The organism is Ancylobacter sp. GW821-FHT10E12 (assembly GCF_058809335.1).
The window spans coordinates 115453-140857 of sequence record NZ_JBXASN010000017.1; the positions used below are offsets into that span (position 1 = coordinate 115453).

The following is a 25405-nucleotide window of genomic DNA, read 5'->3' on the forward strand; positions in this document are numbered from 1 at the left end:
GGGCGCCGTGGCGGGTCATCAGCGGCACCTGCGCCATGGCGAAGACGAGAGTGAGCGGCAGATAGCCGAAGGTCTTGAACGCCACCCAGCTGTCGGTCGACACCGAGCGCCAGACCACCTCGTTCAGCACCGCCATGGCGAGGAAGAACACGCCCCAGCGGATGGTGAGGACGCGCCAGCCCTCGTCGGTGAGCTCGAACACGTCGCCCAGCACATAGGGCAGCAGCGGCTTGCGCAAGGCGAGGCCGCCGAGCAGGGCGATGCCGAACAGGGCGTTCACCAGCGTCGGCTTCATCTTGATGAAATGGTCGTCCTGCAGGACGATGGTCAGCGTGCCGAACACCAGCACCACCGCGGCGGAGATCAGCGGCATCACCGCGATCTTGCGGGCCAGCAGCCACATCACGATGAGCGCGGCGAAGGTCGCCACCATGAAGGCGCCGGTGGCGGCATAGATGCCGGCGCGGCCGTTGGCGATGAAGAAGATGACCAGCGGCCCAAGCTCGAGCGCGATCTTGGTCAGCGGGTGCATGGTGCGGGCGGGCGGGTTGGCAGGCGTGGCGGTCATCGCGTGGCTGTTCCTGTGCTCGCCTGACTTGTCGCCCGGCAATGGGGCATGATCAAGGGCCGCAAGGACAGCCTAGCTGTCCAGCCCGACGATGGCACGGGCGAAATCGCGCGCGGCGAAGGGCTGGAGGTCGTCGATGCCCTCGCCGACGCCGATGAGATGCACCGGCAGGCCGTGCCGGGCCGCCAGCGCGACCAGGATGCCGCCGCGGGCGGTGCCGTCGAGCTTGGTCATGACCAGGCCGGTGACGCCGGCGACGCGGCGGAACGCCTCCACCTGTGACAGCGCGTTCTGGCCGACGGTGGCGTCGAGCGTCAGCACCACGGCATGCGGCGCCGAGGGCTCCTGCTTCTTGATGACCCGCACCACCTTTTCCAGCTCGGCCATCAGCTCGGCGCGGTTCTGCAGGCGGCCGGCGGTGTCGACGATCAGCACGTCGGCGCCGCTGGCGCGCGCCTCGTTCAGCGCGTCGAAGGCAACGCCGGCGGCATCGGCGCCCGGCGCGCGGGAGACCAGGGTGGCGCCGGTGCGGTCGGCCCAGATGCGCAGCTGCTCAGTGGCGGCGGCGCGAAAAGTGTCGCCGGCCGCCAGCACCACCTTCTTGCCCTCGGCGCGCAACACCGAGGCGAGCTTGCCGATGGTGGTGGTCTTGCCGGAGCCGTTGACGCCGACCATGAGGAGGACGAAGGGCTTGGTCTCCGACGCGAAGACGAGGGGGTGCGCGACCGGGGCCAGCACCTTCTCGATCTCGCCGGCGACCAGCGCCCGGACCTCGTCGGGGTCGATGGCCTTGTCGTAGCGGCCCTTGCCGACCACCTCGGCGATGCGGGCCGAGGTCTCGACGCCGAGATCGGCGCGGATCAGCACGTCCTCCAGGTCCTCCAGCGTGCCGGAATCGAGCTTGCGCTTGGTGAACAGGTCGGTGATGCCGGTTGAGATGCCGGACGCGGTGCGCGTCAGGCCCTGCGTCAGGCGTTTCCAGAATCCGGGGCGGGGGGCTTCGTCCGTCATGTCATGTCAGGCTGCATGTCTGGTCACGCCGCGATCAGCCGGGTGCCGTCATGGCCGGCAATGCGCACCTGCGCGATGGTTCCGGGCTCCAGCGCGCCGGCAAGGCGGACGGGCGTGAAGGCGCGGGTGCGGCCGAGGCCGGCGGTCTCGGCGAGCACCTCGCGGGGGGCGCCGATTTCGCCGGCGAGATGGCGCAGCAGGGCGGTCGCGCCCCTCTCGCGCAGGCGGCGCGCGCGCTCCTTCACCGTCTCGCGCGCCACCTGGGGCATGCGGGCGGCCGGGGTGCCGCTGCGGGGCGAGAACGGGAAGACGTGCAGATGCGTCAGCCCGCACTCGTCGACGAGGGCGAGCGAGTTGCGGAAATGCTCCTCGGTCTCGGTCGGGAAGCCGGCGATGATGTCGGCCCCGAACACGACGTCCGGGCGCTGCCGGCGGATCATGGCGCAAAAACGAATGGCGTCGCTCCGCGAATGCCGGCGCTTCATCCGCTTGAGGATGAGGTCGTCGCCGGCCTGAAGCGACAGATGCAGATGCGGCATCAGCCGCTCCTCCTCGGCGATGGCCCTGACGAGATCGTCATCGGCCTCGACGGAATCGATGGAGGACAGCCGCAGCCGGCGCAGTTCCGGCACATGGCGCAGGATCGCGCGGACGAGGGTGCCGAGCTTCTGTTCGCCGGGCAGGCCGGCGCCGTAGGAGGTGAGGTCGACGCCGGTGAGCACGACTTCGGCATAGCCGTTCTCGACCAGCCGGCGGACCTGCGCCACCACCTCGCCCATCGGCACCGAGCGGGAATTGCCGCGCCCATAGGGAATGATGCAGAAGGTGCAGCGGTGGTCGCAGCCATTCTGCACCTGCACGAAGGCGCGGGTGCGCCCTTCCAGCCCGTCGACCTGCATGCCGTCGATGAGGTGCAGCGCGGTCTCGCGCACGCTCATGATGTCGCCGACGACCGCCTTTTCCTCATTGCCGATGCCGAAATCGATCGCCTGCCGCGTGGCGGCCCAGGTTTCCGGGCGCGCCTTCCCGGCATTGCCGATCACGCGCTCGACCTCTGCCATGCCGGCGAAGGTCTCCGGCTCGGTCTGCGCGGCGCAGCCGGTGACGACGATGCGTGCGCCGGGGGTTTCGCGCTTCAGGCGGCGGATCGCCTGCTTGGCCTGCCGCACCGCCTCCGCCGTCACCGCGCAGGTGTTCACCACCACGAGGTCGTCGAGCCCCGCGCCGGCGGCAGCCTTCTTCACCGCCTCGGATTCGAGCGTGTTGAGCCGGCAGCCGAAGGTGACGACGTCGATGGCCATGGAGCTATCCTCAGGCCGCCGCGCCGGCGAGCATGGCGAGGGTGAGGCGGCCGGAAAATTCCAGCTCGGCCGGGCCGGTCATCAGGATGTGGCCGTCGCTCTCCCGCCATTCGATGAAGAGGTCGCCGCCGGGAAGCGTCACCGTCACCCGCCGGCCGGTCAGCCCGAGGCGGGCGGCACAGACGGCGGTGGCGCAGGCGGCCGAGCCGCAGGCGCGGGTGAGACCGGCGCCGCGCTCCCACACCTTGAGCAGGATGCGGTCCGGCGACAGGACCTGCGCCACCGAGATATTGGCGCGGTCCGGGAAGGCCGGGTGATGCTCCAGCTCCGGCCCGTAGCGGCCGAGATCGATGGCGCTCGCGTCCGGCACGAAGAACACCGCATGCGGGTTGCCGACATTGGCCACCGCCGGGCCGCGCAGAACCGGCGCCCCGGCGGGACCGGCCTCGATGTCGATGGCGCGGGTGTCGGCCACAGGGCCGGCGAGCGGGATGTCGGCCCAGCCGAAATGCGCCGGGCCCATGTCGACGGTGACGCCGTCCGCCGCGATGTTGCAGTCGAGCAGCCCGGCGGAGGATTCGAAGCGGATATGCGAGCGGCCGGTGCGGCCATGCTCATAGAGCGCGATGCAGCGCGTGCCGTTGCCGCAGGCGCCGGCTTCCGATCCGTCGGCATTGATGATGCGCACGAAGGCGTCGATGCCGGGCACGGCGGCGGGGTAGAGCGCCATGATCTGGTCGAAGGGCAGCGCCTCCTTCCGGGCGAGGGCGCGCGCTTCCTCCGGCGGCACCGGCACCGGGGCGTCGCGCAGGTCGAGCACGACGATCTCGTTGCCGAGGCCGTTCATCTTCACGAAGGGGCGATCTGCCAGCGCTGCCATGGTGTCCAGAATGCCTGAGCGGCGGGATTGCGTCCTTATATGGCGAAGCCGGCCGCGAAGGCCAGAGCGTTTGCCGCCCGGCGCGGCTTTTGCGTCATCGCCGCGCGGCTGGGGCGGTGATAGGAAGGAAAGCGTCCGCGTTCTGCCCCGGTGAACCCATGATGCTTGCCTCTCCGCTCTTCGGCTTCCTCGTGATGCGGCGCGCGCTGATGCTGGCGCTCGCCCTGCTGGCGGCCGGGGGTGCCGCGCCGCTGCTGGCGCAGACGCCGCCGGCAATGGAGCCGCCCGCGGCCGCGTCGCCGGCGCCGAATGCACCCTCTTCCGCTCCCGCCGGCGAGGGCGACATGGTGGCGCCGCCGGTGGTCGATCCGAAAGGCGTCGAGACCTCGACCGTGCCGCCGGGCGGCGACCCGCTGCAGCGGCCGGACGGCTTCGGCGATGCCGCCGAGATGGTGCCGGTGCCGGTGCTGCAGAAGGCGGGCAAGAGCAACTGGGACGAGGGCTTCGCCACCCTCGTGTCGACGCTGAAGGCCGTCTATGCCGAGCTCGACCGGCTGAAGCTGAAGCGCATCGGCGCGTCGTTCATCATCTACACCATGACCGACGACGAAGGCTTCGAGTTCGAGGCGGCGGTGCCGTTCGAGGGGGCCACAATGCAGAAGCCGCAGGAGGGGTTCGCCTTCTCCGCCTCGCCGGCCGGCAAGGCGCTGCGCTTCACCCATCGCGGCCCCTACGACGCCATGGACCCGACCTATGAGCAGATCGCCAACCTGCTCGATGCCAAGGACCTGGAGGCGCAGGACCTCTATGTCGAGGAATACCGCTCCGACCCGACCACCACGCCGGAGGACGACCTCGTCATCGACATCTGGGTGCCGCTGAAGTGAGGGGGGCGATCCGGCGGGAACCCGGCGGAGGCGCTGCCGGTTGATTCATGTCCGGCACATGAAGCGAGGCCGCCATGGCATCCATCATATCATCCGTGAGGCGCTCGCCGATCCTCGTCGTCCTGTCCCTTGCGGCAACGCTCGCCTATCTCGGCCTCGCGGTGCTCGGCTGGGGCGGCATCGGTGCCTTCTTCGCCGATCCGGCACGAACGGCCGCCGCGCTGGTGCTGGTCGCGCTGACGGTGGCGGCACTGTTCACCGAAGGCAATCTGAGCGCCGGAGAACGCGAGGACCGCGGCAACCGCTGGGTGCTCGCGGTGTTCGGGATCGTGGGCATCCTCGCGGCCTGGCTGCCGGCCTATACCGACCGCCTCGACCTGTGGACCTTCGGCGGCGAAGGGGTGCGCTGGATCGGCGTGGTGCTGTTCGCCGCCGGCGGCGCGCTGCGGCTGTGGCCGGTCTTCGTGCTCGGCCGCCGGTTCAGCGGGCTGGTGGCGATCCAGCCCGGCCACCGGCTGGTGACCGACGGCGTCTACGGCGTCATCCGCCATCCAAGCTATGCCGGGCTGCTGATCAGTTCGCTCGGCTGGGCGCTGGTGTTCCGCTCAATGGCCGGCGTGCTGCTGGCGCTGCTGCTCGTTCCCCCGCTCGTCGCCCGCATGAATGCGGAGGAGGCGCTGCTGCGCGACACGTTCGGCGACCGGTACGAGGCCTATCGCGCCCGCACCTTCCGGCTGATTCCGGGTGTTTACTGATCGGGCGGCGGCGTCATTCGCGCCGGCGGCGCTTCTGTGCTATGAGGCGCGCAAACGCACCCGTTGCTGGGCATATCCGACCGACATGAACACACTGATCGAAACCGCGCCGCGTCCGGCGGCCGGCGCTCTTCTTCCCGTCGCCGATCCAAGGCGCTCGCTCGCCGGGCTCGACCGCGCCGGGCTTTCCGACGCTCTCGCCGAGATCGGCGTGGCGGAGCGCGAGCGGCGCATGCGCGTCGCCCAGCTCTGGCACTGGATCTACCTGCGCGGCGTCACCTCCTTCGACGCCATGACCAATGTCGGCAAGGGCCTGCGCGACCGGCTCGCCGCCGCCTTCACCCTCGACCGGCCGGAGGTGGTGGTCGAGCAGGTGTCGGCCGACGGCACCCGCAAATGGCTGCTGCGCCTGCCGCCGGATATAGCCGGCGACAAGCCGCACGACGTCGAGATGGTCTATATCCCCGAGAGCGACCGCGGCACGCTGTGCGTCTCCAGCCAAGTCGGCTGCACGCTCAACTGCTCGTTCTGCCACACCGGCACCCAGCGGCTGGTGCGCAACCTGACCGCCGCCGAGATCGTGGCGCAGGTGATGGTCGCGCGCGACCGGCTGGGCGATTATCCCGGCATGGAGCGCGCGGTCGGCCCCGGCCTGCCGACCGAGGGCGACCGGCTGGTGACCAACATCGTGTTCATGGGCATGGGCGAGCCGCTCTACGCCTATGATTCGGTGGCCAAGTCGATCGAGATCCTCGCCGACGGCGAAGGGCTCGGCATCGGCAAGCGGCGCATCACCGTCTCCACGTCGGGCGTGGTGCCGGAGATCGAGCGGCTCGGCCGCGAGGTCGGGCCGATGCTCGCCATCTCGCTGCACGCGGTGCGCGACGAATTGCGCGACGAGCTGGTGCCGATCAACAGGAAGTACCCGCTGAAGGCGCTGCTCGACGCCTGCCGTACCTATCCGCCGGCCTCGAACGCCAAGCGCATCACCTTCGAATATGTGATGCTGAAGGGGGTGAACGATTCACCGGCTGACGCCAAGGCGCTGGTGAAGCTGCTGGCCGGCATTCCGGCCAAGATCAACCTGATCCCGTTCAACCCGTGGCCGGGCACCAAGTACGAGTGCTCGGACTGGGAGACGATCGAGCAGTTCTCCGACATCGTGTTCCGCGCCGGCTATTCCAGCCCGGTGCGCACACCGCGCGGCCGCGACATCCTCGCCGCCTGCGGCCAGCTGAGGAGCGAGACCGAGAAGCTCTCCGCCCGCGAGCGCCTCGCGCTGCGCGCCATGGCGGCGGCTGCGGAATAGGGCAGCGAACAGGGCAGCGGAACAGGGGTGGCGATGCTCGATCATGTCGGCTTTCCGGTGGCGGATTTCGCGCGCTCGCGGGCCTTCTACAGTGCCGCGCTGGCGCCGCTCGGCATCGGCGTGCTGATGGAGGTCACCGCCGAGGAGACCGGCGGGGCAGCCCATGCCGGCTTCGGCAGCGGCGGCAAGCCGTTCTTCTGGATCGGCTCCGGCGGCGCGCTGTCGGCGGGTGACGGCGGCCGGCTGCATGTGTGCTTCACCGCGCCCGACCGCGCCACGGTCGATGCCTTCCACGCTGCGGCGATGGCCGCCGGCGCGCGCGACAACGGCCCGCCGGGCCTGCGCCCGCACTACCACCCGAATTATTACGGCGCCTTCGTACTCGATCCCGACGGGCACAATATCGAAGCCGTCTGCCACGCTCCCGCATGAACACGGCGATGGACAATCTGCTGCGGCTGCTGCTGCGCGTGCTGCTGGTGCCGCTCGGGCTGGTCTGCGGCTTCATCGCCACCATGGTGGTGGTGATGATCGGCTATTGGCGGATCGGCACCATGCTCGCCGGGGCGCGCGACGTCGATGCCATCGCGCTGTTCGACGCGCTCGCCACCGCGACCTTCGCGCTTTCGGCCGTGGCGATGACCATGTGGGCGGTGGCGCTGATCGGCATATTGTTCTCGGAAGCCTTCGCGGTGCGCTCCTGGCTGTTCCATGCCGCAAACGGCGCCGCTTCGGCCTGGATCGGCGCGCAGATATTCACCCCCTATACCGACACGCCGACGCCGTTCGACGGCGACGTCTACATCCTTGGCGCCGGGTTGGCCGGTGGGCTGGCCTATTGGCTGGTGGCGGGCTGGAGCGCCGGCTTCTGGAAGCCGGTCTTCGCCGAGCGCCCGCCGGCGTTGCCGCCCGCCACGCCGCCCGATCGCGCGCCGCCGACGGCCCCGCCTGCTCCCTGACACTCCGAACTTGCACGCGGACGCGCCATGCCTATAGTCCGCGCGCTTTCGGCTCCTTTGCTTCTCTCGTGCGGAATCCTTCGACATGGCTGACGTCAAGCGCGTGGTCCTCGCCTATTCGGGCGGTCTCGACACCTCGGTGATCCTCAAATGGCTGCAGACCACCTATGGCTGCGAGGTGGTGACCTTCACCGCCGATCTCGGCCAGGGCGAGGAACTGGAGCCGGCGCGCAAGAAGGCCGAGCTGCTCGGCATCAAGCCGGAGCACATCTTCATCGAGGACGTGCGCGAGGAATTCGTGCGCGACTACGTGTTTCCGATGTTCCGGGCCAACGCCCTTTATGAAGGGCTCTACCTGCTCGGCACCTCCATCGCCCGTCCGCTGATCGCCAAGAAGCAGATCGAGATCGCCCGCAAGGTCGGCGCCGATGCGGTCTCCCACGGCGCCACCGGCAAGGGCAACGACCAGGTGCGCTTCGAGCTGAGCTATTATGCGCTGGAGCCCGACATCAAGATCATCGCGCCGTGGCGCGAGTGGGACCTGCGCTCGCGCGAGCAGCTGATCGCCTTCGCCGAGAGCCACCAGATCCCGATCGCCAAGGACAAGCGCGGCGAGGCGCCGTTCTCGGTCGATGCCAACCTGCTGCACTCCTCCTCCGAGGGCAAGGTGCTGGAAGACCCGGCGGTCGAGGCCCCAGAATTCGTCTATCAGCGCACCATTTCCCCGGAGGACGCGCCGGACAGGGCGGCCTACATCACCATCGATTTCGAGAAGGGCGACGCGGTCGCCATCGATGGCGAGCCGCTCTCCCCGGCCAGCCTGCTGACCCGCCTCAACGCGCTCGGCAAGGAGAACGGCATCGGCCGCCTCGACCTCGTGGAGAACCGCTTCGTCGGCATGAAATCGCGCGGCGTCTACGAGACGCCCGGCGGCACCATCCTGCTGCAGGCGCATCGCGGCATCGAGAGCATCACCCTCGACCGCGGCGCCGCGCACCTGAAGGACGAGGTCATGCCGCGCTATGCGGAGCTGATCTATAACGGCTTCTGGTTCTCGCCCGAGCGCGAGATGCTGCAGGCGCTGATCGACAAGAGCCAGGAAATGGTCACCGGCCAGGTCCGTATCAAGCTCTACAAGGGCAATGTCGACGTGGTCGGCCGCTCCTCGCCCTATTCGCTGTACAACCAGGACCTCGTCACCTTCGAGGAAGGCGCCGTCGCCTATGACCACCGCGACGCCGCCGGCTTCATCAAGCTCAACGCGCTGCGCCTGCGCACGCTGGGCGGCCGGGCGCGCAAGATCGCCGGGTGAGCGGCGCCGGTCGAGTCATGCCCGGACCTGTCCGGGCGTGACGGGTGCGGGCGTGACGGGTGCGGGCGTGACGGGTGCGGCCTGTCTCGCCCTCAGCCCAGCGGAACCTTGCGGTTTTCGCCGAGGTCGGTCGGCTTGCCGCTCAGCCGGGCCGTGGCCATCTTCAGCGCCACGATGATCGAGTTCGACGGGCCGTCCCAATATTCGGCACGCTCCGGCAGGAAGCGCACGACGCAGATATTGGGATCGTCCTTGCCCTCCGGCCAGAACGCCTTGTTCATGTCGGTCCACAATTCGTCGACCTTTGCACGGTCGTCATAGACCTCGGCCTCGCCCGATACCGACACGAAATCGTTCTTGCCGGGATCGGCGAAGGTCAGCGCCGCCTGCGGGTCGCGTTCGAGTTCATCGTCCTTGTGGCCGCGCCGGTCGGACAGGAACCAGATGCAGCCCTCCTCCTGCGAGGCATGGGCATCCATTGGACGCGCGCGCAATGTCGCGCCTTCGCGCGTCACCAGCATGCAGATGCGGATGTCGCCCATCAATTCCCAGATGCGGTTGACGGCGTCGGTCGTGGTGCGCTCGGCCTGTTGTCCCATCGCGGACCTCCTGTTGAGCTGTCGGCTGGATCTCGCCATGCCAACCCCGACGGGGGCCCGGAGTTCCGTGGCGGGATCGCGCGGCGGGAACGCACCTCCCCCGAGGCTTCCCATCGGCCCGTCATCACGCTGACGGGAAAAGGGTCCAGATTCAACGCGCTGACGGAGCTGCGCCGAGCGGCCGGCTTCGATCCGTCCGGGTTATGCCGTAAGCTCGCGCGGCGGCACTTGGATGCCGTCCCGCTTCAGGAGATTCGCATGCCCTGGTCGCTGACCGTCGGCCATGTCTACGGCACTGCCGTGCGCATCCATGTCACCTTCCTGCTTTTCCTGGTCTGGATCTGGGCGGCCTATTACCAGCGCGGCGGCGTCGGCGCGGCTTGGGAGGGTGTCGCCTTCGTTGCGCTGCTGTTCCTGTGCGTGCTGCTGCACGAGTTCGGCCACATCTTCGCCGCGCGCCGCTACGGGGTGAAGACGCCGGAAGTCACGCTCTGGCCGTTCGGCGGGGTGGCGCGGCTGGAGCGCATCCCGGAAAAGCCCTCCGAGGAACTGGTGGTGGCGCTGGCTGGGCCGGCGGTCAACGTCGTCATCGCGCTGGTGCTGCTGGCCATCCTTGCCGTGCAGGGCAATGCGGTCGGGATGGAGCACATCGAGGCGATCGAGAATCCGCAATCCAGCCTGCTCGCCAAGCTGGCGGCGGCGAACATCTTCCTCGTGGTGTTCAATCTCATTCCCGCCTTCCCGATGGATGGCGGGCGCGTGCTGCGGGCGCTGCTGGCCATGCGGATGAGCCATGCGCAGGCGACGCAGACGGCGGCCTCGATCGGTCAGGCGCTGGCCATCGGCCTCGGCTTCCTCGGCATTTTCGGCAACCCGATGCTGATCGTCATTGCGGTGTTCGTGTTCCTCGCCGCCTCCGGCGAGGCCGGCAGCGTGCAGATGCGGCAGGCGGCGCAGGGTGTGCTGGTGCAGGATGCGATGATCACCCATTTCGAGACGCTGGGACCGCAAGCGAGCGTCGGCGACGCCGCCGAGGCGCTGATCCGCACCACCCAGAAGGAGTTCCCGGTGGTGGACGGCGCCGGCCACCTGCGCGGCGTGCTCACCCGCGATGCGATGATCCGCGCGCTTCAGGCCAAGGGACCGGACTCCTCGGTGCTGGAGGCGATGCAGGCCGACATACCGACGCTGCCGGTGCGCGCGCCGCTCGACAAGGCGCTGCAATTGCTCACGCAGAGCCGAGCGCCGGTGCTCGGCGCGCTCGATCCGGCGGGAAAGCTGGTCGGCCTGCTCTCGCCGGAGAATGTCGGCGAGATGATGATGTTGCGCGCCGCCCAGCCCGAGGCCCGCTTCGGGCCATGGGGGAAGCGCGCGCCCGGCGCCGGCGGGCCGGACCTCGGCAGCCTCTAGCCGTTCTCTCGCACGCCGGTGATGCCGATGAAGGCGGGCGGGTCGCTGGCGGGGAAGCTCTCGTCCAGCGCCTCGTCGATATCCGCCTCGCTCGGCTCGTGCTCCGGCAGCGTTTCCGGCGTCGGTACCGCCCCGGTGATGCCGCTGAAGGCGGGCGGGTCGCTGGCGGGGAAGCTCTCGTCCAGCGCCTCGTCGATATCCGCCTCGCTGGGCGCGGCATCGGGCTTGGCACGCGGCGGCGGTTCCGCGCCGGTGATGCCGCTGAAGGCGGGCGGGTCGCTGGCGGGGAAGCTCTCGTCCAGCGCCTCGTCGATCTCGGTCTCAGTGGGCTGTCCGGGGCGGCCGTTCATCGCAAATCCCTCCATTGGTCCCGTTCTTCATGACAACTGGGTTGCGGGCGTTCGGGTTCAAGGCAGCGGGCGGCGGCAGGGCGATTTTAACGGCGGAACCAGCCGCCGGCTCGGGCGTTTCTCCAATTCGCCGTGCGGAAACGCGCGGTCGTGCCGGCGTGCCGGCTGCCTGGCGCGCCGGCCTGAAGAAGGAGGAGCATCGCCATGGATGAAAAGACCGAAGCCGTCCCGCCCACCCAGGGGCCGGCGCGGCTGCAATATTGGCCCTCGACCCACGATGTGAGCGCCCCCGGCCAGTTTCCCGACAGCTACGAATTCGAGACGGTGGAGGACGCCGTCGCCTTCGCCATGACCCAGTCGCCGGCCGGCCGCGACGTCGCCTGGCTGCGCACGCCGGAAGGCGAAATCCTGAAGGCCGGCCAGATTCGGCGGCTGTGGGAACTGCGCAAATCGCACTGAACAGGGCCCGCCGGCGCTTTTGCGCGGCGCCGGCGTTGCCTTCGCAGGCTTTGTGAGTATAGTGCGCCGCAAAATTCTGGCGCGGGTCCGAACTGCCTTCGGGCCCGCTTTTTGGTGTTTCATATGAAGCTGCGCAATATCGCCATCATCGCCCACGTCGACCACGGCAAGACCACGCTGGTGGACGAGCTGCTCAAGCAGTCCGGTTCCTATCGCGAGAACCAGCGCGTCGCCGAGCGGGTGATGGATTCGAACGACCTCGAAAAGGAGCGCGGCATCACCATCCTCGCCAAGGCGACCTCGGTCGTCTGGAAGGATACTCGCATCAACATCGTCGACACCCCCGGCCATGCCGATTTCGGCGGCGAGGTGGAGCGCATCCTCAACATGGTGGACGGCGCCATCGTGCTGGTCGACGCCGCCGAGGGGCCGATGCCGCAGACCAAGTTCGTGGTCGGCAAGGCGCTCAAGGTCGGCCTGCGTCCGATCGTCGCCATCAACAAGGTCGACCGCTCCGACGCCCGCTCGCAGGAGGTCATCAACGAGGTGTTCGACCTGTTCGCGGCGCTCGACGCCAGCGACGACCAGCTCGACTTCCCGATCCTCTACGGGTCCGGCCGCAATGGCTGGATGAACACCTCCGCCGACGGCTCGCAGGACGAGGGCATGGCGCCGCTGTTCGACCTCGTGCTGCGGCATGTGCCGGAGCCCACCGTCGACGACGGCCCGTTCCGCATGATCGGCACCCTGCTGGAAGCCAACCCCTTCCTCGGCCGCATGATCACCGGGCGCATCACCTCCGGCTCGATCAAGCCGAACCAGTCGATCAAGGTTCTGGCGCAGGACGGCTCGCTGGTCGAGCAGGGCCGCGTCTCCAAGATCCTCGCCTTCCGCGGCATCGAGCGCCAGCCGATCGAGGAAGGCGTGCAGGGCGACATCATCGCCATTGCCGGCCTGTCCAAGGGCACCGTCGCCGACACGTTCTGCGACCTCGGCGTCGATGCGCCGCTGAAGGCGCAGCCGATCGACCCGCCGACCGTCACCATGTCGTTCATCGTCAACGACAGCCCGCTCGCCGGCACCGAGGGCGACAAGGTCACCAGCCGCGTCATCCGCGACCGCCTGCTGCGCGAGGCCGAAGGCAATGTCGCGCTGAAGATCGAGGAATCCGCCGACAAGGATTCGTTCTTCGTCTCCGGCCGCGGCGAATTGCAGCTTGCCGTGCTCATCGAGACCATGCGCCGCGAGGGCTTCGAGATCGCCGTGTCGCGTCCGCGCGTGGTGTTCACCAAGGATGCCAGCGGCGAGATCCTCGAGCCCATCGAGGAAGTGCTGATCGACGTCGACGAGGAATATTCCGGCGTGGTCGTGCAGAAGATGAGCGAGCGCCGCGCCGAGATGGTCGAGATGCGCCCCTCCGGCGGCACCCGCCAGCGCCTGGTTTTCTACGCTCCCACCCGAGGCCTCATCGGCTACCAGGGCGAGCTGATGACCGACACCCGCGGCACCGCCATCATGAACCGGCTGTTCCACGCCTATCAGCCGCACCGGGGCGAGATTCCCGGCCGCCGCAACGGCGTGCTGATCTCCAACGAGGCCGGCGAGGCGGTGGCCTATGCGCTGTGGAACCTCGAGGATCGCGGCCCGATGATGATCGAGCCCGGCTGGAAGGTCTATCAGGGCATGATCGTCGGCGAGCACAACCGCGAGAACGACCTTGAAGTGAACGTCCTCAAGGGGAAGAAGCTCACCAATATCCGCACCACCTCCAAGGACGAGGCGGTTCGCCTCACCCCGCCGATCCGCATGACGCTGGAGCGTTCGCTGGCCTGGATCCAGGACGACGAGCTGGTCGAGGTGACGCCGAAGTCGATCCGCATCCGCAAGCGCTGGCTCGATCCGAACGAGCGCAAGCGCGAGGAGCGCCGCAAGGAATCCGAGGGCGTCTGAGCGCCCGTCGGCCGCTGCGAGGCGGCCGCCGCCCGCCCGCCGGGCGACGGCCGGACATCCCGTGACCGGATGTGGCGGGCACTATGGTGGATCGATCGGCGATTTCGCCACGAAGCCCCTTGATCCCGCCGCCGGCTTTTGCTCCCATAAGGGGCATGGGCACGCTTCTCTTCGAAACCCGCCGGGCTCGCCCGGCAGATGCTCCCGACGTCGCCGAAATCCACGATTCGGCTTGGCGTTCGGCCTATCGCGGTCTCATCCCGGGCGTCGAGCTCGAAAAGATGATCGAGCGGCGCGGGCCGGGCTGGTGGGAAACCGCCCTGCGGCGCGGCTCGCGCGTGCTGGTGCTCACCCATTCCGATCGCGTCGCCGGCTACGCCAATCTCGGGCGCAACCGCGCGCGCGGCCTGCCCTATGAGGGCGAAATCTACGAGCTCTATCTGCGGCCGGAATATCAGGGCCTCGGCTTCGGCCGGCGGCTGTTCGCTGATTCCCGCAAGGATCTGGCCAATGCCGGCTTCGAGGGCGTGACCGTGTGGGCGCTTGCGGCCAACGAGCCGGCGCTCGGCTTCTACCGGGCACTGGGCGGGGTGAGCGTCGCCCGCTCCTCCGAGACCTTCGGTGGCCGCACGCTGGAAAAGCTCGCCTTCGGCTGGGCCGGCTGAGCCTCCTATCCCTTCATGTCGGCGCGGCCGGGCGTGAGCGGCCGGCGCGTGCGCGACGCGCGGCGGGAGTTGGCGTCGCGGCCTGATCGTGCGGCGATCAGCCTTTGGCGAGCGCGGCGAGCCGTGCGGCCATCTCCGTGGGATCGCCGCCGATGCGAAAGGTCTTGAGCCGGGCGGTGGCCCCCGAGACCAGCTCCACCCTGGCCGGAGGAACTTCCAGCGCCCGCGCCAGCAGGCGGGCGACGGCGGCATTTGCCTTGCCGTCTTCCGGCGGCACGCTCACCCGCACCTTCAGCGCTCGGCGCCCGTCCGCCAGCTCCACCTGCCCCTCGATGGCGTCGCGCCCGCCGCGCGGGGTGACCCGAACGCTGACGACCACCCCGTCGGCGACGAGGGTCCATGCGGTGGCGGAACCGCTGCCGGAGAGGCCGTCGGCGGGAGCTGGCACGGCTCAGGCCAGCAGCTCGAACACCAGGTTGCGGATGAAATAGAGCGCGATGATCAGGATGATCGGCGAGACGTCGATGCCGCCGAGATTGGGCAGCAGCCGCCGGATCGGCGCCAGCACCGGCTCGGTGATGCGCCAGAGGAATTCGCCGACGCTGCGCACGAACTGGTTGTGCGGATTGACCACGTTGAACGCCACCAGCCAGGACAGGATGGCCGAGGCGATGAGGATCCAGACATAGAGCGAGATGAGCGTGTCGAACAACCAGAGCAGCGAATACATCGCGAACCTCGAACGGGAGCGGACGGCGAAGGCCGGACGTGAGGATGCTTAACGGCGCGGCCGCACCGCGGCAACCCCGATTGCGCGGCATCGTCTGTGTGTGATGCGTCGAGGCTCCTTGACAGGGCGCGGGGCACGAACGTACAAGGCGCGGCCTGATGGTGAGGGGCCGTAGCTCAGATGGGAGAGCGCTGCAATCGCACTGCAGAGGTCAGGGGTTCGATTCCCCTCGGCTCCACCATCCGCTCATTGACGTCGCTTACGAATTCCTCATCGACGCGATCCTGCCCCAACATCTGCCGCGACACGCGACGGCACTAGCCATTCGCGTGGGATGGGCGTTCTGCCTGTGGTACCCCTCAAGCCCGATCAGCCTGCCGGCATCGACTTGGCCACGAGCTCCTTGAGCCTGCGGTTCTGATCCTCGGGCGTCTTCAGCCTGTGCGTGCCGGGCACCTGCCTCCCACCGTAGCGGCAGCGCCCATCATGGAACGTCGCAGCGTCGATCCCATTGCCGGTGGCGAAGCTCCGCCGTCGGGATCCCGGTCGGCTGCTGCCTCGGCACTGCGATGACCGGCGTTTGCCGAACCGGCCGATCTTCGCCCCTTCGACGGAGTCCATTCAAGCCAGGGCATTCCGGCAGCAATATCAGCTTTCATATGTCAGTATTCATGACCCTGTTGCGGCGTCGATATCTTGATTTTTCGGTATTTATTTCACCAGACGGGGTGTAAATATGGCCGTCCCTGGGGGGACGTTTTGTCGGCGAACGTCTCAAATAATGGAATACTCGGTTCGCCATTTAGGGAGCTGGCCCATGCTTGCCTCAAGGATACATATAGTCAGTCTTTTAGGTGCGGTAGCCGCGCTTACGACAATAGGGGCCGTAACAACTGTCTCGCCAGCTTCGGCGCAGCCAACCCAGAGCCGCCCCAACATCCTGTTCATCATGGGCGACGATATCGGCTATATGCAGCCGAGCATCTATCACCGTGGCCTGATGGTCGGCGAGACACCCAATATCGACCGCATCGGACGTGAAGGGGCCTACTTCACCGACTATTACGCCGAGCAGAGCTGTACCGCCGGGCGCAACGCCTTCTTCACCGGCATGCATCCGCTGCGCACCGGGATGATCCCGCCGCAGCTTCCCGGCAGCCCCTCCTATCTGCGGCCGGGCACGCCGGCGCTGGCCAAGTTCCTGTTCGATCTTGGCTACACCACCGGCGAGTTCGGCAAGAACCATCTCGGCGACCACACGGACGCCCTGCCGACCGCGCATGGGTTCCAGGAATTCTGGGGCTATCTGTACCACCTCGATGCCATGCAGGGTGTCAGCTTCCCCGACATCAACAAGACGCCGACGGAGCAGACCGTGGCGCCGCCCTGCCGCAACACCCCGATCCCTGGCCTGACCGAACCTCCCGGCACGGTCGATCCGAAGACCACGATCTGCCTCATGCCGCCGCGTCCCGTGCTGGCATGCGCGTCCTCGGACGGCACCGCCGCGAACCAGACCTGCAAGGACGAGGGGCCCCTGACGCTGGATCGCTCCAAGACGGTCGACGAGGAAATCTCGGGCAAGGTCATCGACTTCCTCGGCCGCAACGACCCCGCGAAGACCGGGAAGCCGTTCTTCGTCTGGTACAATCCCGCCCGCATGCACATCACCACCGTGCTGCCGGATAAGTATCTCGATATGATCGGCGAGCGCGGCGGCAAGGATTGGGGCGCCAATGAAGCCGGTATGAAGCAGATGGACGACAATATCGGCTATGTCCTCAAGAAGCTGGAGGAGATCGGCCAGCTCGACAACACCATCGTCGTCTTCACCACCGACAACGGCGCCGAGACCATCACCTTCCCCGACGGCGGCACCACTCCGTTCAAGGGCGGCAAGCTCAGCACATGGGAGGGCGGCATGCGCGCGCCTCTGGTCGTGCGCTGGCCGAACCACATAGCGCCGGGCACCGTGAAGAACGATATATTCGCGTCGCTGGACTGGCTGCCGACGCTGGTGGACATCGCCGGTGGCGAGAAGGGCAACGACCTCAAGGCACGGATCGAGAAAGGGGCTTATCCCGGCATCGTCAAGACCACGCTCGACGGCGTCAACCAGCGCGACTACCTCGAAGGAAAATCGCAGAAGTCGGAACGCAACTCGTTCTTCTACTATTCCGGCAAGGACCCGTCCGCCGTCCGCTACAAGAACTGGAAGATGTACTTTGCGATGGTCTCGGACTCGCCGACGGGGTTTTTGACAGGCGTGGTGCCGTATCATTGGACCCAGGTCGTCAACATCAAGCGCGATCCCTTCGAGACCTCGATCGGCGATCAGATCAAGACGCTCACCGGCATGGGCGGCGCCCTTACCTCACCGGCGACGGCTTACGTCTACGACTGGAACATGCTGCCGATCGGCCAGGCGCTCTGGCTGAAGGAGCTCTCAAGCTATATCGACTATCCGCCCCTGCAGGATCCGGCGAGCTACAATCTCGAACAGGTCATACAGCAGGTGAAGCAGATGAAGGTGACCAGTCACGCCGGCGAATAGCGGCGAGGAATGAAGAGGCGGGCGCTCCATGCCCGTCTCTCCACTGGGAAGCGTGAAATCATGAATCGTCCCTCTCTCGCTGCGGTCGTCCGCCGCGTCGCAATGGCGGCGCTGCTGCTGGCGGGACTGTGGGCATCGGCGCCTGCCCTGGCCCAGAGCACGTCGCCGGATTCCGATCCGCTCCCGTCCTGGAACGACGGCCCGGCACGGCAAGCCATCCTGGGCTTCGTCAAGAGCACGACGGACAAGGCCAGTTCCGGTTTCGTGCCTCCTGCCGAACGCATCGCCACCTTCGACCAGGACGGGACACTGTGGGTCTCCCACCCCATGTATGCGCAGGTGATGTATTGCCTCGACCGCGTGCCCGCATTGGTGGCGAAGAAGCCCGAGCTCAGGAAGGTCGAGCCGTTCAGGACGGTGCTGTCCGGCGACCGCGACGCCATCGCCAGATTGTCCATGAAGGACCTGGAGAAGATCCTGGTGGCGACGCTTACCGGCATGTCGGTGGATGATTTCAATGCCGACGTATCCGCATGGATCACCACCGCGAAGCATCCAAAATTCGGGCGGCTCTACACCGACCTGGTCTACCAGCCCATGCTGGAGCTGCTCAGCTACCTGCGCGCCAACGGCTACAGGACCTATATCGCGACGGGTGGCGGCCAGGATTTCGTGCGCGTCTATTCCGAGCGCATCTACGGCATACCGCCCGAACAAGTGGTGGGCAGCGCCGGCGGCACCCGGTACGGCTACGACAAGGATGGCAGGCCGTTCCTCACCAAGGAGCCAAGGCTGCTTCTCAACGACGACAAGGCCGGCAAGCCCGAAGGCATCCATCTCATCATCGGTCGTCGGCCGAATGCCGCCTTCGGCAATTCGTCCGGGGACCGCGAGATGCTCGAATACGCGACGGCGGGCGATGGAGCCCGATTGGGCATGCTCGTGCTTCACGACGACGCCGAGCGCGAGTTCGCCTACGGTCCCGCGCGCGGCCTTCCCGCAACGAAGATCGGCACCTTTCCCCAAAGCCTGGATGACGAGGCCGGCAAGCGGGGTTGGACGGTGATCAGCATGAAGAAGGACTGGAAGCGCATTTTCGCGTTCGATCGATAGAAGGCCGGCCGGCCTTGCCGGGCGTCAAGTCGAGGCTCCACTCCGGCCGACCTGTCCGGTTTCCCCCGCGGCCCGCTCCGTATCGTCATGCCCTTGCGGCATCGTCCGGCCAGCGACGGGTTCATTCGCGCTTTCGAGCCGCGATAGGCCTCGACGAAGTCTCCGGCGCAGCAGAGGATATGATAGCCGAATCTGGAGCGAAGCTCAGTGAAGACAATGAATTGGGCCATCCGCATGGTCGCTCGCGCGATCATGGGAGCCATCTTGGTCGCGCCGCTCGGTGGCGGAACGGCTTTCGCTCAGACATCGGCCTATGCGCCGCCTGAATTCAAGGAGCCGGTGACGCTGTCGAGCGTGGACGGCGTGCTCGAAGTCGTGCTTGTCGCGCATCAGGGCGAGGTCACGCTCGACACCGCGGCGGCTCCGGTCAAGAACGCGCTCCTGTTCGGGTACCGGCTGATCAGGGGCAAGGCCTCGAATGGCGAGGCCGCCGCCAGCGACGTCTATCCGGCGCCCACCTTGCAGGTCTTTCCGGGCGAGCGGCTCGTCGTGCGGCTGGAGAACGGCCTGTCGGGGCTGACCATCCGCGACTTCTACGATCCGAAATATACCGAAGCCGGCGGCCGGGTTCCGATCTATCCCGCCCAGCTCGCGGATTCGCCGCTCAATCTCCACACGCACGGCCTGCATGTCAGCCCGAAGGCGAATTCCGACAACGTGCTGATCCACATGCCGGTCGGCACGGCGAACACCTATGTCTACGACATTCCCACCAACATGCCGCAGGGGATGTACTGGTACCATCCTCATCTGCACACGCTGACGGCGGCCCATGTCTATCTCGGCCTTGCCGGCATGCTCTCGATCGGGCGGACCGACGGTAACCTGCCCGTCGTCACCCAGAAGGCCATCCCGATCCGCAACATGGCGCTTCAGTATAATTTCGTCTTCGACCGCCAGGGGCCTCATCCGCAGTTCAACAATGCCAACTGGCCACAATTCGTGAGCACCCTCACGCCGCCCGCCGCCGGCGAGCTGGCCAACGGCACCTATCGGCCCGTCCTCGCGCCGGTGAATTTCAGCCAGTCCGAGAAGGGCTCCCGCTTCGCGACCGTGTGGTATGCGGGCCCGCTGTCGATCCACAACATGCGCGGGCGCTTCCAGTTCATTCCGACCAACCTCCAGACTTTCACCGCCACGGCCGGGCAGGAGGGCGACGTGCCGGCCGACCCCGCGCTTCCCGACCATTTGCGCGACATCCAGTTCACGGTGAACGGCCAGTTCCAGCCGGTGGTGCGGAGCAAGCCCGGTCAGACCGAGATCTGGGTCTTGGCCAATGTCAGCGACATGGCCTACATCACCGTCCAGCTCACCGAGACCGCCACCGGCCGCCACCCGAAGATCGCGATCGTCGGGCAGGACGGCAATCCCTCGACGCTGGTGCGCCACCCGGCCGACGCCAACGGAACCCGGCTGTCCATTCCCCCGGCTTCGCGCTTCGCCATCGCGGTGACCATGCCGAGCGAGGGCGAGCTGATCCTCGAAATGCCGGAGCGGGGCGGCGGCGCGCGCACCGAGAATGCGCCGGGCATCCTCTACACCAATAACGGGACGGAGAACCCGCCGGCGGTGCTCGGCACGCTCAGCGTGCTGCCCTCGGCGGTCAGCTATTATGACGGCTTCTTCCTGTTCCCGACCCAGCTTCTCGCGCGCGCCGTCCCCGAGCAAGGCCGGGGCGAGACGACCGCGTTCGTCGAGGGGCAGCCGCTCGGCGCCTTCACGTCCTTCGAGGATCTGTCCAAGGCACCGCCCGACCTGACCCGGCATATCCTCATCAATGGCGGCTTCCTCAACGATCTCGCCAGCACGTCCGATCCGAAGGCCTTCATCTACGCCTTCGACAGCGGCGCCTTCCCGAACGTTCCCATCCTCCAGCCGCGCCTGAATTCGGTGGAGGAATGGGTGTTCAGCAACGAGAACAATGACGAGCACCCCATCCATATTCACGTCAACGACTTCCAGATAACCGGCCTCTCCGACCCGACCACCGGCATGAAGCTCGGGCCGGTGATGCAGGGCATCGACAACGCCAATGTGCCGGCGCCCAATCTCGGGCCCGAGGAATCGGTGATCGCGCCGGGCAAGCTCTCGATCCGCACCAAGTTCGAGGATTATGCCGGCCTTTTCGTCATGCACTGCCACCGGCTCAACCATGAGGACAACGGCCTGATGGCGCTGGTCAACGTCATTCCGGCGGTGTCGTCCTATGCGGTCGCGGTTCCCGGCGCTGCCGGCGGTTCGGCGACCGTCAGGGTTCTGGACGGCGCCAGGGTTCTCGCCACGGTGACGCCGTTTCCGGGGTTCGCAGGTCCGGTGAGCGTGGCCATGGGCGATGTCGACGATGACGGCATCCTCGATCTGGTCGCCGGCGCGGGAGCCGGACGCACGGCCGAAATCGTGGTGCTGTCCGGGGCCGCGAAGGATGGCGCGGCGGCCTTTTCAAAGGAACTCGCGCGCTTCGCGGCCTTTGATGCGGCTTCGATGAATGGCGTGAGCGTGGCGGTGGCGCAGATCGACGGCGCCGACACCGGCGACAACATCATCGTCGGCTCGGGATCGGGCGTTGCGAGCGAGGTGAAGGTCTTCAGTTCCAGGCTGCCGGCCGTCGGCACCGCGCCCGCGGTGTTCTCCTCGTTCAGCCCCTATCCCGGGGACCGGTCCGGCGTCGCGCTCAGCACCGGCTTTGTCGACTTCACCACCGGGCGGCAGAGCGTCGTGACGGCGCCCGGCCCCGGTGTGCCCTCCACGGTGAAGGTGTTCGTCTTCCCACTGCTGGCCGCGCTCGAAGGGGTCTCCACCGGCCATAGCCACGCTCACGGCAAGGCGGAACCCGCCCAGCCGATGCTGACCACCGAGTTCAAGCCCTTCGGCGACGGCTATCGCGGCGGCGTGTCGCTCGCCACCGGCTGGCTGGCCGGCGTATTGGGCGGCGCCGAGCGCATCGTCGTCGGCCAGCTCGATGGCGGCCGGGTGAAGGTGTTCTCCAGCGGCTCGGCGCTGGATGGCGGGCCGTCCATGTATCTCCACAGCGCCACGGCGCATCCGGGCGCGAGCTTTACGGAGATGGCCTCGTTCGCTCCCTTCGGCGAGGATGCCCGCGGCGTCGACGTCGCCACCACCAGCACGACCGAGGGAGCGGACCTGCTGGTCAGCCCGCTTCTGTCCGATGGCACGGGAATGGTCCGCCGATTTGAATTCAACAGGGCGGGCGAGGCTGCGACATCGCTTGCCGCGCGCCTCATCGGCGAGGTCGCCGTGGGAGCCAGCGGCCGCATAAGCCTCGGTGGCGATTGAGCTTCCCCTGAAGCGAAACGGTCGGTTCGCCGCCACCGCTCTCCCGACCGCGTCTCGACGACGTCGGGCGTGATCGGGCTGCGTGCCCGATCTCCTGCTGCGGGTGCCTCCATTTCCTGGAAGGCGACGATGATGGATGGCGACGCCCGGACATCCACGGTAGCCGCTTCCGATTTCATGGCATCGAGCGCCGTACAGTCGGCATGTGCCGACGCGCATCCCTGCATGGGCCACGCACCGCGATGATCGGCGGGGCGGTGGCCTGCGCGGCCGTGCGTTGCCGGCCGTGCTGATCGGCCGTCCTGGCCGGACACGACGCGACTCCCCTGATCGCTTGAGCAAGCGCATTGGTTCGGTCGTTTGTTGGCTGGAAGGATAGATATAGAAGATGTTTTGCGAATGAATAGGCAACAGATCGCGGTACAATTTAGAATGAAAACAATTAAATAGAAGCCATCGTGCTGTCGATTCAGACTATGAGATGTTGCGTACGACGATCACGATAACGTATTTGTTCTATGGGAGACGCGAAATACTTTACCTTACGTTAGAATATGGATTCTGGAATGCGAATTTGCCTTTCGTTCCGTTCCGCCGCATGGCTTGCGCTGGCGCCGACATTGCTGCTGACCCCCTCCCTGGCCATAGCTCAGTCGGGCAGCGAAAACTCCGTGACGCTGGATACGATCGAGGTTACCGGGGACGGACAGAAAAAGACGGAAGGCTATGTCGCCCACAGCAGCACGGCTGCCACCAAAACCGATGCGCCGATCGAGACGACGCCGATTTCGATCTCCGTGGTCACCAGCGACCAGATCGAGGCGCAGGGATCGCAGACCGTGCAGGAGGCGTTGCGCTACGAGGTCGGCGTCGTCTCCGATGCGCGGCCCGGCAACCGCTACGACAGCATCATCATGCGCGGCTTCGGCGGCTTTGGCGGCAATGCCAATTACGTGCAGTTCTGGGACGGCCTGCGGCTGTTCAAGGGGCTGAATTATGCGGTGCCCAGCATCGACCTCTATCTCCTGCAGAGCATAGATATCGTCCGCGGACCCATGTCGACGATCTATGGCCAGACCAATCCGGGCGGCAGCATCGATCTCGTCAGCAAATGGCCGGATGCGGACGCCAGGAACGAGATCATCGCCGGCATCGGCAGCTATGGAGAGGCGGAACTTGGCGTCGACCTGAACGGCAAGCTGTCGTCGGACGGTTCATCGCTCTACCGTCTCATCGCGCTGGGACGGCGCACCGACAGCGAGGTCGACGGTTCGGAGGGGGAGCGCATCCTCGTCGCGCCGATGGTGTCCTTCAAGCCGACGGACAATACCCGGATCGAGCTCCAGGCCACATACGAGCGCGATCCCGACAGCTATTATTCGACCTGGCTGCCGGCCCTGGGTACGTTGCAGACCAACCCGAACGGCCAGATCCCGCGCAATTTCTCGCCCAATGAGAGCCCCTATTCCGGCTTCGACCGAACCCAGTGGAGCCTCGGCTACCGCATCGAGCATGACGTCGATGCGATCTGGACCTTGCGGCAGAATTTCCGCTTCATGTCGCTCGACACCGATTTCAAGGCGCTGTCCGCCCTGGCGACGGCGAGCGTCTGGGCGTCGGCCGCCGCATGCCAGGGCCAATCCTATCTCTGCATGGGCCTCTCGCCCTCGCGCTACATCGAATCCCTTGAAGGCATCACCCTCGACAACCAGGCGCAGGCGAGCTTCTCCACCGGCGCGCTGGACCACACGATGCTGTTCGGCGTGGATCTGCAGCGCTACGACGCCGATGCCACCTATGGCACCGGCAGCACGGTCTATGTCGACTATCTGTCTCCGGCATGGACCAGCATAGCTTCGCCGAAGCTGACCACCAGCCAGACCGCCGACCGTACGCAGCTGGGCGGCTATGCGCAGGATCAGATCACCTATGGCAACTGGCACGCGCTGCTCGGCATACGCGAGGATTACCTGACCGGCGACACCACCACCGAGACGCTGGCGAGCGGCAGTAAGGTGAGCTATTCGAGCGATGATACCGCCTTCACCTATCGTGGCGGGCTGCTCTACCAGTTCGACAGCGGCATCGCCCCGTATGTCAGCTATGCGACGTCGTTCGATCCGGTGATGGGAACCGGCTATGGCGGCGTTCCCTTCGAACCCACCACCGCCAGGCAATTCGAGGCCGGCGTCAAATACCAGCCGACCACCTTCAATGGCCTGTTCACCGCCTCCTATTACGACCTGACCCAGCAGAACGTGCTGACGACCGACACCCAGCACACCAGCACCAATACCGCCGTCACCCTGTGCAGCAGCGCGACCTGCCAGATCCAGACGGGCGAGGTCGAATCCCACGGCTTCGAGTTTTCGGGCAAGGCCGAAGTGCTGCCGGGGCTCAATGTCATGGTGTCCTACGCCTATACCGACGCCGAGGTCACCCAGAGCAACGTGGCCGGTGTCCAAGGCAAGGTGCCGGTCGGCGTGCCGCGCAATGCGGCGTCCGCCTGGGTCGATTACACCTGGAGCGCCGGGCAGCTTTCGGGCCTCACGCTCGGCGGTGGGGCGCGCTATATCGGCGAGACCTATGGAGACCAGACGAACACGGCCGCGATGATCGTGCCGGACCGGGTGTTGTTCGACGCCGCCCTCCACTACGATTTCGGCGGTACGCCGGGCGCCGGCGATGGATGGCGCTTCTCGCTGACCGGCCTCAATCTCGCGGACAAGTATTACGTGTCCGCCTGCGCCTCCGCCTATCAATGCTTCGTCGGCGCTGGTCGCAGCGTGCTCGCGACGCTGGCCTATCACTGGTGACCCTTGCGTGGATCTCCTCCGGCGCCGCCCGCTCGATGGGGGGCTAGTTGCTGCCGTAGCGCGCCGCGATGTCGCGGGAGAGGCGGGCGCCTGCCTCCAGATAGCGCTGCGCGGCAAGCTCCGCCGAGGGCGTGCAGCTGCGATAGACCTGCTTGTAGCTCTCATAGCCGCGATTGAAGGCGGCGATCAGCAAGCCGCGGCGCTCCTCGGAAGGCTGCTCGGCTTCGATCAGCCCCTGCATCTCGTCGCGCCAGCGGCCGGCATCGGGGGCACCGCAGATCGGCCGGATATAATGCAGCGCGCCCAGCATCTCGGCGAGCCGCAGCATGTCGGCCTCATAGGGCGGGGCGCCGCCCTGCGTCGTCTTGCCCGGCGCGGGCGCGGCCGGCGCGGCGGGCGCGGCGGGCGCGGCCTTGCCGGAGG

23 protein-coding genes and 1 tRNA gene are annotated in these 25405 nt (G+C 67.1%); 15 read left to right on the forward strand and 9 right to left on the reverse strand.

The features are described 5' to 3' along the window. The 4 genes from AC1RU4_RS21055 to dapF form a co-directional block, all read right to left on the reverse strand. Window positions 1-568 (reverse strand): septation protein A (locus AC1RU4_RS21055; RefSeq protein WP_492893094.1); only part of this gene is annotated, 568 nt, incomplete at its 3' end. A 72-nt stretch (window positions 569-640) separates the two neighbouring features. Further along, the gene (gene ftsY, locus AC1RU4_RS21060; protein WP_492893095.1) at window positions 641-1579 is read right to left on the reverse strand and encodes a signal recognition particle-docking protein FtsY; all 939 of its coding nucleotides are present in this window, start codon (window positions 1577-1579) and stop codon (window positions 641-643) included. 23 nt (window positions 1580-1602) lie between these two features. After that, on the reverse strand, window positions 1603-2880 hold the full coding sequence (mtaB, locus tag AC1RU4_RS21065; RefSeq protein ID WP_492893096.1) for a tRNA (N(6)-L-threonylcarbamoyladenosine(37)-C(2))-methylthiotransferase MtaB: 1278 nt from the start codon (window positions 2878-2880) through the stop codon (window positions 1603-1605). A 10-nt stretch (window positions 2881-2890) separates the two neighbouring features. After that, window positions 2891-3760 carry a diaminopimelate epimerase gene (dapF, locus tag AC1RU4_RS21070; RefSeq protein ID WP_492893097.1) on the reverse strand — a complete coding sequence of 290 codons (870 nt, stop codon included), beginning with the start codon at window positions 3758-3760 and terminating at the stop codon, window positions 2891-2893. Between the two features lie 158 nt (window positions 3761-3918). On the opposite strand from dapF, the gene AC1RU4_RS21075 reads away from it, so the two are divergent. The 6 genes from AC1RU4_RS21075 to AC1RU4_RS21100 all read left to right on the forward strand — a co-directional run bounded on the left by AC1RU4_RS21075 (window position 3919) and on the right by AC1RU4_RS21100 (window position 8982). Then, a complete protein-coding gene (locus AC1RU4_RS21075; RefSeq protein ID WP_492893098.1) occupies window positions 3919-4647 on the forward strand; it encodes a GyrI-like domain-containing protein in 729 nt (242 codons plus the stop codon). Window positions 4648-4721: 74 nt separating this feature from the next. Beyond that, window positions 4722-5402, forward strand: a complete 681-nt coding sequence (locus tag AC1RU4_RS21080; RefSeq protein ID WP_492893099.1) for a methyltransferase family protein — start codon at window positions 4722-4724, stop codon at window positions 5400-5402. 85 nt (window positions 5403-5487) lie between these two features. Beyond that, window positions 5488-6711: a dual-specificity RNA methyltransferase RlmN gene (rlmN, locus tag AC1RU4_RS21085; protein WP_492893100.1), complete on the forward strand. Its 1224-nt coding sequence runs from the start codon at window positions 5488-5490 to the stop codon at window positions 6709-6711. A gap of 33 nt (window positions 6712-6744) precedes the next feature. Next, complete coding sequence (locus tag AC1RU4_RS21090; protein WP_492893123.1) at window positions 6745-7143, forward strand: VOC family protein; 399 nt, start codon at window positions 6745-6747, stop codon at window positions 7141-7143. A gap of 8 nt (window positions 7144-7151) precedes the next feature. Next, window positions 7152-7670 carry a hypothetical protein gene (locus AC1RU4_RS21095; RefSeq protein WP_492893101.1) on the forward strand — a complete coding sequence of 173 codons (519 nt, stop codon included), beginning with the start codon at window positions 7152-7154 and terminating at the stop codon, window positions 7668-7670. 85 nt (window positions 7671-7755) lie between these two features. Next, window positions 7756-8982 (forward strand): argininosuccinate synthase, encoded by a 1227-nt coding sequence (locus AC1RU4_RS21100; RefSeq protein WP_492893102.1) that lies wholly within the window; start codon window positions 7756-7758, stop codon window positions 8980-8982. Window positions 8983-9074: 92 nt separating this feature from the next. On the opposite strand, the gene AC1RU4_RS21105 is transcribed toward AC1RU4_RS21100, so the two are convergent. Further along, window positions 9075-9581 (reverse strand): pyridoxamine 5'-phosphate oxidase family protein, encoded by a 507-nt coding sequence (locus tag AC1RU4_RS21105; RefSeq protein WP_492893103.1) that lies wholly within the window; start codon window positions 9579-9581, stop codon window positions 9075-9077. Between the two features lie 258 nt (window positions 9582-9839). Here AC1RU4_RS21105 and AC1RU4_RS21110 point away from each other — a divergent pair, with 258 nt between their 5' ends. Next, on the forward strand, window positions 9840-10991 hold the full coding sequence (locus AC1RU4_RS21110) for a site-2 protease family protein (protein WP_492893104.1): 1152 nt from the start codon (window positions 9840-9842) through the stop codon (window positions 10989-10991). Here the strand turns inward: AC1RU4_RS21110 and AC1RU4_RS21115 are convergent. Then, window positions 10988-11341 (reverse strand): hypothetical protein, encoded by a 354-nt coding sequence (locus tag AC1RU4_RS21115; RefSeq protein WP_492893105.1) that lies wholly within the window; start codon window positions 11339-11341, stop codon window positions 10988-10990. The two genes, AC1RU4_RS21110 and AC1RU4_RS21115, sit on opposite strands and share 4 nt — an antisense overlap. A gap of 204 nt (window positions 11342-11545) precedes the next feature. Between AC1RU4_RS21115 and AC1RU4_RS21120 the strand changes: the two genes are divergently transcribed. From AC1RU4_RS21120 to AC1RU4_RS21130, 3 genes are all read left to right on the forward strand, one after another. Next, window positions 11546-11800: a hypothetical protein gene (locus AC1RU4_RS21120; protein WP_492893106.1), complete on the forward strand. Its 255-nt coding sequence runs from the start codon at window positions 11546-11548 to the stop codon at window positions 11798-11800. Window positions 11801-11923: 123 nt separating this feature from the next. Further along, window positions 11924-13750, forward strand: a complete 1827-nt coding sequence (gene typA, locus AC1RU4_RS21125; RefSeq protein WP_492893107.1) for a translational GTPase TypA — start codon at window positions 11924-11926, stop codon at window positions 13748-13750. Between the two features lie 155 nt (window positions 13751-13905). Next, window positions 13906-14415, forward strand: coding sequence for a GNAT family N-acetyltransferase (locus AC1RU4_RS21130; RefSeq protein WP_492893108.1), 510 nt, complete (start codon window positions 13906-13908; stop codon window positions 14413-14415). 97 nt (window positions 14416-14512) lie between these two features. Here the strand turns inward: AC1RU4_RS21130 and AC1RU4_RS21135 are convergent, their stop codons facing one another. Both AC1RU4_RS21135 and AC1RU4_RS21140 read right to left on the reverse strand, forming a co-directional pair. Further along, window positions 14513-14863, reverse strand: a complete 351-nt coding sequence (locus AC1RU4_RS21135) for a DUF167 family protein (protein ID WP_492893109.1) — start codon at window positions 14861-14863, stop codon at window positions 14513-14515. Between the two features lie 3 nt (window positions 14864-14866). Continuing rightward, window positions 14867-15145, reverse strand: coding sequence for a YggT family protein (locus tag AC1RU4_RS21140; RefSeq protein WP_492893110.1), 279 nt, complete (start codon window positions 15143-15145; stop codon window positions 14867-14869). A gap of 165 nt (window positions 15146-15310) precedes the next feature. Here AC1RU4_RS21140 and AC1RU4_RS21145 point away from each other — a divergent pair. The 5 genes from AC1RU4_RS21145 to AC1RU4_RS21165 all read left to right on the forward strand — a co-directional run bounded on the left by AC1RU4_RS21145 (window position 15311) and on the right by AC1RU4_RS21165 (window position 24982). Further along, window positions 15311-15386, forward strand: a tRNA-Ala gene (locus AC1RU4_RS21145). Between the two features lie 576 nt (window positions 15387-15962). Next, the gene (locus AC1RU4_RS21150; protein ID WP_492893111.1) at window positions 15963-17699 is read left to right on the forward strand and encodes an arylsulfatase; all 1737 of its coding nucleotides are present in this window, start codon (window positions 15963-15965) and stop codon (window positions 17697-17699) included. Window positions 17700-17801: 102 nt separating this feature from the next. Then, window positions 17802-18812 (forward strand): HAD family hydrolase, encoded by a 1011-nt coding sequence (locus AC1RU4_RS21155; protein ID WP_492893112.1) that lies wholly within the window; start codon window positions 17802-17804, stop codon window positions 18810-18812. 216 nt (window positions 18813-19028) lie between these two features. Continuing rightward, entirely contained in the window at window positions 19029-22166 is a 3138-nt protein-coding gene (locus tag AC1RU4_RS21160) for a multicopper oxidase domain-containing protein (protein WP_492893124.1), read from the forward strand. A gap of 671 nt (window positions 22167-22837) precedes the next feature. Continuing rightward, entirely contained in the window at window positions 22838-24982 is a 2145-nt protein-coding gene (locus AC1RU4_RS21165; protein WP_492893113.1) for a TonB-dependent siderophore receptor, read from the forward strand. Window positions 24983-25025: 43 nt separating this feature from the next. On the opposite strand, the gene AC1RU4_RS21170 is transcribed toward AC1RU4_RS21165, so the two are convergent. After that, window positions 25026-25405 (reverse strand): TIGR02301 family protein (locus AC1RU4_RS21170; RefSeq protein ID WP_492893114.1); only part of this gene is annotated, 380 nt, incomplete at its 5' end.

What these genes read in the sequence shown, in the direction of transcription:
- ftsY (WP_492893095.1), bottom strand. Translation starts at nt 1,579, where the DNA reads ATGACGGACGAAGCCCCCCGCCCCGGATTCTGGAAACGCCTGACGCAG.
- mtaB (WP_492893096.1), bottom strand. Translation starts at nt 2,880, where the DNA reads ATGGCCATCGACGTCGTCACCTTCGGCTGCCGGCTCAACACGCTCGAA.
- dapF (WP_492893097.1), bottom strand. Translation starts at nt 3,760, where the DNA reads ATGGCAGCGCTGGCAGATCGCCCCTTCGTGAAGATGAACGGCCTCGGC.
- AC1RU4_RS21075 (WP_492893098.1), top strand. Translation starts at nt 3,919, where the DNA reads ATGATGCTTGCCTCTCCGCTCTTCGGCTTCCTCGTGATGCGGCGCGCG.
- AC1RU4_RS21080 (WP_492893099.1), top strand. Translation starts at nt 4,722, where the DNA reads ATGGCATCCATCATATCATCCGTGAGGCGCTCGCCGATCCTCGTCGTC.
- rlmN (WP_492893100.1), top strand. Translation starts at nt 5,488, where the DNA reads ATGAACACACTGATCGAAACCGCGCCGCGTCCGGCGGCCGGCGCTCTT.
- AC1RU4_RS21090 (WP_492893123.1), top strand. Translation starts at nt 6,745, where the DNA reads ATGCTCGATCATGTCGGCTTTCCGGTGGCGGATTTCGCGCGCTCGCGG.
- AC1RU4_RS21095 (WP_492893101.1), top strand. Translation starts at nt 7,152, where the DNA reads ATGGACAATCTGCTGCGGCTGCTGCTGCGCGTGCTGCTGGTGCCGCTC.
- AC1RU4_RS21100 (WP_492893102.1), top strand. Translation starts at nt 7,756, where the DNA reads ATGGCTGACGTCAAGCGCGTGGTCCTCGCCTATTCGGGCGGTCTCGAC.
- AC1RU4_RS21105 (WP_492893103.1), bottom strand. Translation starts at nt 9,581, where the DNA reads ATGGGACAACAGGCCGAGCGCACCACGACCGACGCCGTCAACCGCATC.
- AC1RU4_RS21110 (WP_492893104.1), top strand. Translation starts at nt 9,840, where the DNA reads ATGCCCTGGTCGCTGACCGTCGGCCATGTCTACGGCACTGCCGTGCGC.
- AC1RU4_RS21115 (WP_492893105.1), bottom strand. Translation starts at nt 11,341, where the DNA reads ATGAACGGCCGCCCCGGACAGCCCACTGAGACCGAGATCGACGAGGCG.
- AC1RU4_RS21120 (WP_492893106.1), top strand. Translation starts at nt 11,546, where the DNA reads ATGGATGAAAAGACCGAAGCCGTCCCGCCCACCCAGGGGCCGGCGCGG.
- typA (WP_492893107.1), top strand. Translation starts at nt 11,924, where the DNA reads ATGAAGCTGCGCAATATCGCCATCATCGCCCACGTCGACCACGGCAAG.
- AC1RU4_RS21130 (WP_492893108.1), top strand. Translation starts at nt 13,906, where the DNA reads ATGGGCACGCTTCTCTTCGAAACCCGCCGGGCTCGCCCGGCAGATGCT.
- AC1RU4_RS21140 (WP_492893110.1), bottom strand. Translation starts at nt 15,145, where the DNA reads ATGTATTCGCTGCTCTGGTTGTTCGACACGCTCATCTCGCTCTATGTC.
- AC1RU4_RS21150 (WP_492893111.1), top strand. Translation starts at nt 15,963, where the DNA reads ATGCTTGCCTCAAGGATACATATAGTCAGTCTTTTAGGTGCGGTAGCC.
- AC1RU4_RS21155 (WP_492893112.1), top strand. Translation starts at nt 17,802, where the DNA reads ATGGCGGCGCTGCTGCTGGCGGGACTGTGGGCATCGGCGCCTGCCCTG.
- AC1RU4_RS21160 (WP_492893124.1), top strand. Translation starts at nt 19,029, where the DNA reads ATGAATTGGGCCATCCGCATGGTCGCTCGCGCGATCATGGGAGCCATC.